Annotated in this window: 12 protein-coding genes and 1 pseudogene; 4 read left to right on the top strand and 9 right to left on the bottom strand. The window is 39.3% G+C overall.

What is annotated here, in order from left to right:
* Positions 1–193: 193 nt before the first annotated feature.
* Positions 194–592 (bottom strand): single-stranded DNA-binding protein, encoded by a 399-nt coding sequence (locus RE317_RS20700; RefSeq protein WP_005868746.1) that lies wholly within the window; start codon positions 590–592, stop codon positions 194–196.
* Positions 593–923: 331 nt separating this feature from the next.
* On the opposite strand from RE317_RS20700, the gene RE317_RS20695 reads away from it, so the two are divergent.
* Together RE317_RS20695 and RE317_RS20690 are read left to right on the top strand one after the other, a co-directional pair.
* Positions 924–1,121 carry a hypothetical protein gene (locus RE317_RS20695; RefSeq protein WP_007564676.1) on the top strand — a complete coding sequence of 66 codons (198 nt, stop codon included), beginning with the start codon at positions 924–926 and terminating at the stop codon, positions 1,119–1,121.
* Positions 1,122–1,339: 218 nt separating this feature from the next.
* On the top strand, positions 1,340–1,501 hold the full coding sequence (locus RE317_RS20690) for a hypothetical protein (protein ID WP_005868748.1): 162 nt from the start codon (positions 1,340–1,342) through the stop codon (positions 1,499–1,501).
* Positions 1,502–1,658: 157 nt separating this feature from the next.
* Here the strand turns inward: RE317_RS20690 and RE317_RS20685 are convergent, their stop codons facing one another.
* The 3 genes and pseudogenes from RE317_RS20685 to RE317_RS20675 all read right to left on the bottom strand — a co-directional run bounded on the left by RE317_RS20685 (position 1,659) and on the right by RE317_RS20675 (position 3,776).
* Entirely contained in the window at positions 1,659–2,936 is a 1,278-nt protein-coding gene (locus RE317_RS20685) for a type II toxin-antitoxin system HipA family toxin (protein ID WP_005868749.1), read from the bottom strand.
* A complete protein-coding gene (locus tag RE317_RS20680) occupies positions 2,933–3,271 on the bottom strand; it encodes a helix-turn-helix domain-containing protein (RefSeq protein ID WP_005868750.1) in 339 nt (112 codons plus the stop codon). Before RE317_RS20680 ends, RE317_RS20685 begins: the two co-directional genes overlap by 4 nt.
* Positions 3,272–3,440: 169 nt before the next feature.
* Positions 3,441–3,776, bottom strand: a pseudogene (locus RE317_RS20675) (single-stranded DNA-binding protein).
* Positions 3,777–4,107: 331 nt separating this feature from the next.
* Here RE317_RS20675 and RE317_RS20670 point away from each other — a divergent pair.
* Positions 4,108–4,305 (top strand): hypothetical protein, encoded by a 198-nt coding sequence (locus RE317_RS20670; protein WP_007564664.1) that lies wholly within the window; start codon positions 4,108–4,110, stop codon positions 4,303–4,305.
* A gap of 344 nt (positions 4,306–4,649) precedes the next feature.
* Here RE317_RS20670 and RE317_RS20665 read toward each other — a convergent pair whose 3' ends face one another.
* Genes RE317_RS20665 through RE317_RS20655 form a run of 3 tightly spaced genes read right to left on the bottom strand, consistent with a single transcriptional unit; the run spans position 4,650 to position 5,753 of the window.
* Positions 4,650–5,132, bottom strand: coding sequence for a DUF3990 domain-containing protein (locus tag RE317_RS20665; RefSeq protein WP_005868753.1), 483 nt, complete (start codon positions 5,130–5,132; stop codon positions 4,650–4,652).
* The gene (locus RE317_RS20660; RefSeq protein ID WP_005868755.1) at positions 5,129–5,578 is read right to left on the bottom strand and encodes a DUF3791 domain-containing protein; all 450 of its coding nucleotides are present in this window, start codon (positions 5,576–5,578) and stop codon (positions 5,129–5,131) included. Before RE317_RS20660 ends, RE317_RS20665 begins: the two co-directional genes overlap by 4 nt.
* A gap of 13 nt (positions 5,579–5,591) precedes the next feature.
* Positions 5,592–5,753 carry a hypothetical protein gene (locus RE317_RS20655; RefSeq protein ID WP_007564662.1) on the bottom strand — a complete coding sequence of 54 codons (162 nt, stop codon included), beginning with the start codon at positions 5,751–5,753 and terminating at the stop codon, positions 5,592–5,594.
* A gap of 261 nt (positions 5,754–6,014) precedes the next feature.
* On the opposite strand from RE317_RS20655, the gene RE317_RS20650 reads away from it, so the two are divergent.
* Entirely contained in the window at positions 6,015–7,178 is a 1,164-nt protein-coding gene (locus RE317_RS20650; protein WP_005868407.1) for an IS4 family transposase, read from the top strand.
* Positions 7,179–7,371: 193 nt separating this feature from the next.
* Here RE317_RS20650 and RE317_RS20645 read toward each other — a convergent pair whose 3' ends face one another.
* Positions 7,372–7,986, bottom strand: coding sequence for an SLOG family protein (locus RE317_RS20645; RefSeq protein WP_005868759.1), 615 nt, complete (start codon positions 7,984–7,986; stop codon positions 7,372–7,374).
* Position 7,987: 1 nt separating this feature from the next.
* Positions 7,988–8,554, bottom strand: a complete 567-nt coding sequence (locus RE317_RS20640; RefSeq protein WP_005868760.1) for a phosphoribosyltransferase — start codon at positions 8,552–8,554, stop codon at positions 7,988–7,990.
* Positions 8,555–8,689: the final 135 nt, after the last annotated feature.

Here is an 8,689-nt window from a genome sequence, read left to right as displayed (position 1 = left end):
CATTGCAATCCCGCCCACGTTTGGAACTTCTCTTTTCTGGTTTGCCCATAATCAGCCGCATAGCGGATGACTACGGGCAAACCGGGAATGAGAACAGTCATTCCGATGAAGGGGAGGGTGGGGAAGAATACTGCGTGAACGCAAAAACACTCTCGGATATGTAGCAAAAAAAAGCGGCACTAGGCCGCTTCAATCATTTGCTTGCTTTTTTCTTTTTAGAGACAGCCTTCTGTTTAGGCTGATCCGGTTTTTCTTCTTCTTTTTCCGGAGCCGGATAAAACTTGGTGGCTACCATCACAATGCGGTTACGCTTCTCCCCACTTTTAGAATCCGTCCATTCTTCCGGCTTAAAGTAGCCTTCAACGGTTATCAGCTCACCTTTTTTCAATACATCGAAGGAATCCAGTGCTTCATTCTTTCTCCAGGCTTCAATCCCCATGAAAGCGGAAACATAAGAGGTTTCTTCACCTGTCTTGTCTGCACGGCTGACCGCGATAGAAAAGCGTGCTACGCTTGCTGTTTCAAAACTACGGATTTCTGCATCCTTACCGATAAAACCTGTTACTGCGAATGAATTTTCAATCTTTTTCATATCTCTGATTTTTTAGAAGTTAATTAATCAATTTTACAGTGCAATAACTGATTGTTGGCTTTGGGGGACACCATGAAAAAAGATATAAATACTCTTTTTATGCTGGCCGGAAAAAGGAAGATTTGTAACTTTTTTATTGGTGAAGATGGCAGCAAATAATTCGGGTTAAATACGCTTTTTATGCAAGGCAAAAAAAGGAAGATTTCAGACGAATAACAACGTGGTGTTTGTGAATCGTCCCCTTATCCCCGTAAAAGGGGTTAGCAACAATCTATATTTGCAACGGAAAATGATTTGACTTCCCTAAAAAATGATATGAAAAAGACAAAACTTGAAAATCAGCAACAGGTTTGGAAAGGATGCAAAAAACAACCGGTCAGACAGCAAGCATGGCACATTCCGAAAATATGGTCAGCCGCCTATCGACACACCGGAAGAAACCTCTGCAATTCCTTTTAAAAAAATGAAGCCGAAGAATGAAGCATACAATATTCCACGTATCGAAAAAAGTGACTGCACGATAAAATGAAAGGCTGCAACGGAAGAACAGACTTGCGGATTCTGCGGGGAGAACATAACCATACAGGCATACAGCCACTACAACTGTTTCCGGAAAAAGAAGATTATACAACCGGAAAAACAGAAAGGCATCCACTCGGAGAAAAGCAAGCAAACGATTGAAGCGGACTGCCGATTTAGCGGCGAAATATCCGACTACCTATATACAGCCCTAAAAGGCTGGGGCATATGGGTAAGCAACAGACTGCCGGGCAAATAAAAGGAGAGTGGCATAGCCGCCGGAAAGAGGTTGTCTCGATGTGGCCGAAGCTCCGAAAGCAGACCGGATATGCCTCTCTCCTTTGCCTTCCCCATTCCTGGATTTCACACAATCACGGAGCCTGCGAGTGACTATGAGAAATCCTGAAACGGGGACAGTCACTCCGCTGAAAGGGTGGGTGGGAAACATGTGACTTTCTCCAAAATAACAAATAGGGGTATAAAGATCTCAAAAGAAAAGAAAGCCGTTCCAGAAAAGACTGGAGCAACTATCACCATCTACTGTTCTTTAAGTTAATTGCAGCAAATCCAAATCATCAGTGACCAATCCATCCAATACATGTTGGATTTTATCAAATATAGCCTTATCTATGCCATACGTGGCGCATAACGATTGAAATTTGCTTACAGCATCGAACACCTGTAATATCTTCTTTTCGGGCTCCTCTACAAAATCCTCGGCAAAGTTGACGAAATCACTTGTAGTCAAGGCAGACCTTTTGCCCATCACGCCCATCGAATGAATGTGTGCTGAAGAATTTTCCCATGTATTTGCCGTGAACATTACATCATATGCAGGTGATAAACGCCATACCCCTGCCTTATCCATGATAAACGATATGTTCTTATTATGATCATCGGATATACCTGCGACATAATTAAATACCATTCTGATAAATATCTGATCTTTGTCTTCCTGGGGAAGTTTCAGAGTCTCTGCTATCCAACACAGCTTCATATAATCATCTGCACCCGGCATAATGGCCGCAAGGGTCTGACTAAAGAGCTTTTCTCCATTCTTACGATCAAATCTTTCCGTTACGAAATGATTTCTTCCATCAATTTCTTTCAGGAAGCATGGCATCATGTTGATTCCCGCCGCCTTTGCCATTTCGCTATATACCATTTCTATCTCTGTGGTAGGAGAGTCATCTGCTTCTTTAAATTTGATGATATACTGCTTAAAATTTTCAGGCAAATCCACCTGGCCGGAACGAAACTCTTCCGTTTCGAGATTATAGGCAATCACTGCCTTCGGGCGCATGCCACCGGCAGAAGTTCCAAGATATATCAACTTTTTCATCGTGAGGCTATCCTCCGGTGATATGACAGCAGCATCTCGATCATTATATATTTTAGAAGCCAAAGTTGCCAATGATGACATATTTACTGACTCATGGATGGCATCATCATTAAATTCCGGTTCAAATTCCAATGCTCCCATAGCCCTCTTGCCAATATAAGAGAGCTTCAATAGAGGCAATGATTCCGTAACCTTTATATTATTATCCGTGAGCCATTGGTCAAATAGGGAAGCCCCCCATTTGTCAGGAAGCGCATCTGCAAGAAATTCCGGAAGCCCTTGATATAATTTATCTTTATTCCCATAGAAAGACGCAAACAAAGGGGTTCTCTTAGGGTGTGTGGAAGGGCATATATCATAATCTTGTTTCCTATATTCATCCGTAAATTGGAATACAGAACAATGCTTTTCAAAGTCCCAATTCAATTTGCCAATGCAAGTCCCCCACAGATATACATTCACTATAATCGGCTCTTTCTTCATACCATCTTACGTTTACCGTTAATTCTTTGTATTCTTTTACCTGTTTTTTCATTGATTAGGAAAGGGGAGTCTGGAAGTTCCGGAACCAAACCGACAACGCCTTCAAGAGTTCCACTTATACGCAAAATCTTAAGCAATGTACTTAGGGCAATATCACTTACTTTACAAGATTCTATTCTCTTAATAGTAACGATAGATACTCCTGCCTTATCCGCAAATTCTTGCTGGGAAAAACAGCAGCTAAGTCTTATAGACTTAACTCTCTTGCAGATTTCCTTTACAATACATTCATCTGAAAATTCGTATATTGTATATGTATCATATAATCTTTTCATAGAAAAACATATTTAGGTATCATTTTTGATACAAAAATACCGATAAATCTGAAAATCACCAAATTAAGAAACACTTTTTTTATAATCTTCTGCCGCATTAGCAAACGATTGAAGCGACCTTGTGCCGCTTCAATCGTTTGATTGCTTTTTCTTTTTAGTCCGGGGGTTCTTATTTTTCCGGAGTCGGGTAGAACTTAGTAGCTACCATCACAATGCGGTTACGTTTCTCCCCACTTTTAGAATCCGTCCATTCTTCCGGCTTAAAGTAGCCTTCAACGGTAATCAGTACATCTTTTTGCAGTATCCAAAAAGCATAGCGGTCTTCCATCTTACTCTAGGCTTCAACTTTCATAACAGAGGAAACAAATGTTTTTTCTTCATTTATCTTGCCTATGCGACTGACCACAATAGAGAAGTGTGCAACCTTTACTATTTCGAATAAATGGATTTCTGCATCCCTACAAATCCTGCCTGTTACTGCGAATGAATTTTCAATCTTTTTCATATCTCTGATTTTTTAGAAGTTAATTAATCAATTTTACAGTGCAATAACTGATTGTTGGCTTTGGGGGACACCATGAAAAAAGATATAAATACTCTTTTTATGCTGGCCGGAAAAAGGAAGATTTGTAACTTTTTTATTGGTGAAGATGGCAGCAAATAATTCGGGTTAAATACGCTTTTTATGCAAGGCAAAAAAAGGAAGATTTCAGACGAATAACAACGTGGTGTTTGTGAATCGTCCCCTTATCCCCGTAAAAGGGGTTAGCAACAATCTATATTTGCAACGGAAAATGATTTGACTTCCCTAAAAAATGATATGAAAAAGACAAAACTTGAAAATCAGTAACAGGTTTGGAAAGGATGCAAAAAACAACCGGTTAGACAGCAAGCATGGCACATCCCGAAAAGATGGTCAGCCGCCTATCGACACACCGGAAGAAACATCTGCAATTCCTTTTAAAAAAATGAAGCCGAAGAATGAAGCATATCATATTCCACGTATCGAAAAAAGTGACTGCACGATAAAATGAAAAGCTGCAACGGAAGAACTGACTTGCGGATTCTGCGGGAGAACATAACCACACAGGCATACAGCCACTACACCTGTTTCCAATAAAAGAAGATTACACCACCGGAAAAGCAGAAAGGCTCCACTCGGAGAAAAGCAAGCAAACGATTGAAGCGGACTGCCGATTTGGCAGCGAAATATCCAACTACCTATCTACAGCCCTAAAAGGCTAGGACATATGGGTAAGCAACAGACTGCCGGGCAGTCACTCCGCTGAAAGGGTGGGTGGGAAAAAACTAAGTGGACGCAAAAAACAACCTTACCATTGGGGGATAAACTTCCCCCTATTTTCACTTCACATATTCTTTACCCCACTTCAATTGATTCAACAAACTTCAACAACAAAGCGACTGTTACCGTATGAAATGAAAGCTGATTGAACAACTTATGCGCTTTCAGCATCTCAATAGCGGCTTCAGCCGTAACAACTCTCTGTTCATAAAGCCGAATTGTCGCATATAACTGGTCATTTGCGACAGGCCCCATTATTAGGTCATAGTCACCGTTTTCTCTTCCTCTGCGGTTGTTGACAACAAACTCCAGCCATTCTTTTGTTGCACCCATAAACCGAAGAACCGGATATTCCCTATCAAGAATATCATCGGGAACTTCATAAACAGAGACGATTGCTTTTTCGCTCTGTTCCCTGTTCTTCTTCAACAAAGCCCATTTTTTTGCTTGTTCAAAGTTGGTTGTCGTATAAAATCCCTTCCCAAAGTCCGTAGCCTTCCGTCCTTTCTGTATATTAGGGCGTTTCACGGTAACTGTAGATCCATGAAATAGTCTCATTTTCTTTTATTGATATAAGTCGTTATAGTATCTAATATATATTCGGGGTCTTGGGTATGAAGCATTTCAAAAGTCTCATCCAAAAAATCAAAAACCCCATAGTCCGAAAACAACAACAAGGTTTCTTCCGCACTTTGTTTCTTTTCCTCCCTATAATTCTCAATGCAGAACATCTTGAAAAGCAGGATCTTCGTGTCACCGTTATACCGTCGTTTTTCTTCTGTTTTTTCCTTCTCCAATGTTTCATAAAGCGACAATGTACTTGAATACCATAACTTGGTACTCTTATCCAGCAAAGATTTATACAACTTGGAAGAATATATATAATACAGTGCATCGCCTAAAGGCAATGCCTTTTTCTTCATGACCAGTTCTACCAGCTCTCTCATCACGAATGGGAGCATGGTTGAGTCAAGTTCTCCTTGATTTTTATGAGTAATTTCCATATTCTTGTTGTTATTACTTTAGCATATTTTCGAAAACACCTTCTTCACAGTTCTTTATACACACCTGACACTCGGCCACCACTTCTCTTAATATTCGGGCACATTCTTCATTCGAATGCCCTTGCAGTAATTCATAGGCATATCGCATCAGTTCATTAGCTTCCATTGTTTCCATCCTTATCAATAATATTCAAGTTCATCATTATTTTCTGCAACGACTCCATATTTGGAGTTCCTAACCAACACACACCTATGCAAAAGGTCATATTGTTCTCTGTATCTGAAAAACGCATATTGTTTTACCTTTTACAAACATTGTTGTCCCATTAAAATCTAAAAGAGTTCTTTGAAATATTTGAAATTTAGTTAGTTACAGCGATTTTCCGAGCGAACGGACTTGAATTTGTAGCTTTGCATCAGATTAATCCGATGGCATATGTTCCAAGACAAATACGTTTTCGCTCAATTGGCTTCATTTCTGAATCGAAGTAAGTTTAACCGCATAGTCACCAAGTATGATGGTGATAAATATGTGAAGCACTTCACCTGCTGGAATCAACTACTTGCTTTGATGTTTGGTCAACTTTCTAATCGTGAAAGTCTGCGAGATTTGATAGTTGCTCTTGAAGCTCATCATTCCAAATGTTATCATTTAGGAATGGGTAAAAATGTATCAAAGTCATCGCTGGCAAGAGCAAATCAAGATAGAGACTATCACATCTTTGAAGAATATGCTTACTACCTGGTTAGCGAAGCACGACAAAAGTGTGCTAATCATATTTTCAAACTTGGCGGTAACGTTTATGCTTTCGATTCGACTACTATTGACCTGTGCCTTTCAGTCTTTTGGTGGGCAAAATTCCGCAAAAAGAAAGGTGGTATCAAAGTGCATACATTATATGATGTGGAAACACAGATTCCTGCATTCTTTCATATCACGGAAGCATCCGTACACGATTCTAAAGTTATGATTGAAATTCCTTATGAACCAAGCTCTTATTACATCTTTGACCGCGGTTATAACAACTTCAAAATACTGTATAAAATTCATCAAATTGAAGCCTACTTTGTTGTCAGAGCAAAAAAGAATCTCGGGTACAAATCCATCCAATGGAAACGTAGGCTGCCTAAGAATGTGCTTTCAGACGCAAGTGTATTTCTGACAGGATTCTATCCTAAACAATATTATCCAGAGCCACTTAGATTGGTTAAATATTGGGATGAAGAACAAGAACGAGAATTTACATTCATAACCAATGCGATGCATATATCTGCGCTTCAAGTTGCTGAACTTTATAAAAATCGCTGGCAGGTAGAGCTGTTTTTCAAATGGCTCAAGCAGCACCTTAAAATCAAAAGATTTTGGGGAACTACAGAGAATGCTGTTCGAATACAGATATATGCTGCTATATGCGCTTACTGTTTGGTGGCAATCATTCAACACGATATGCAACTGAACAGAAGTACATATGAAGTGTTACAAATACTGAGCATCTCATTGACTGATAAGACTCATCTGAGAGACCTCTTTGATAAAACTAAATTTCAAAATGACAAAGAACGATTCGGACCAAATGGGCCAAGTTTATTTAATTTTTAATTCGTCCCAATTTTAATGGGACACTAATGTTTTACAAAGGTAAAACAATTAAGTAAAATTCATCTATCATTGCTTTTCATATTTATTGTGTCTTTCTCTTTTGCATCGGAAGTATTAGCACTTACAGCAACCAGACAGTATGACATCGCCACGTTTGATCATACCGCTGGAAAACAACGATATACAATCTGAATCAAAACAGATTGTATATCACCAATTTCTTTTTTTGTGCCTTGTTAAACGTATAAGAAGTTCCTCCGGCAGATTTTCCATCCCAATAGGCAATCAGCCTACAGGCGTGTGAAATCATGTAATCATTACGGTGGGCATAGCATTGGGCATAATAATATTCGGATAGAACTACCACCTTGTCGGCTTGGCGCAAAATATCAGCATACCTCTGTTTGTCCTCTTTGTTGAAATACACATCTTGCCCGACATAAGGAACAACCGCCACCAAAACCATATCGGGATATTGTTTCCTTTGTTCAAGTACGGTATGAGCAGCCATCATGTCAAATCCAACCGCACAACCAATATAGAAAAAACGGATTCCATTCTCATAGCAGAAACGTACCTCTTCATTCAACGATACGGACAAAGCATATTTATTTGTTCGTATCGTTCTATGACCGGTAAAAGCAACGGACATCATTTTCATCCATTTATCACGTGCCTTTCTACATATATCCAACGAACCTGCCGAAGTTTCATACACCATTCCATTCACCTCATAACGATAAGTGAACCAAGTAGTATCTCCAAAGATATCCTTCTGCTTCTCTATATAACTCTCTTTTTCTTTCATCTTATAACATACGGACAACTGTTTTACCTAAAAAGAAACCTCCCAAAACCTCACCTCCTATTTTTTCCAACTGACATGCGAAACGAGCATACGAAAACCCTTTTGTTAAAATATCGTCAAATACCAAGATTTTCTTACCCCGAAAAAAGTCCTTGTCAAATTCTATCACTTGTACTTTTTGAAGCGACTTGCTGTCAAATTTCTCGTGAATAGCCAAACGATCTCCACTGACACGTATATGTTCATACGCATTGATAGCACCTGAAAACTTACACACAGCCGAAGCAAACCCCTTATAACGAAGTTCATTCTTATCAGCGGAAGAAGCCGGAACACAAGCAAAAACAATATTCTTAACATCATCACCAAAAACTTGATGTAACTTATTCGCTATCATCCAAGCTATATTCAAATAAGCTTTTCCATCCTTAAAACTCCATATCATCTTACGAATTTGCCATTCTCTTTCCGTTGCCTGCCGATATTGCATAGGAAGATACTCAAAGAAAGAAAACATCATCTTATGCCATTGTCTGTCTAAACTAGGATATTTACTCTGATGTGCCATAGTCTTTTATCTATTAAAATTAAACTTATGCTTCAGCTAGATTTAAAGACCTTTTTTTAAACCCCTTTCCGGGATGGCCTTTTCTTTCTGCCGACTTTTTTTTTGAGCTTTCATGCCCCATCTGAGTTTATGAGC

Origin of the sequence: Phocaeicola sp. GP0067 (assembly GCF_031119655.1) — a bacterium.
GTDB classification, from domain to species: Bacteria; Bacteroidota; Bacteroidia; order Bacteroidales; family Bacteroidaceae; genus Phocaeicola; species Phocaeicola vulgatus.
Note: the sequence above shows the minus strand (reverse complement) of the source record. Positions and strands in the feature narration are given on the sequence as shown.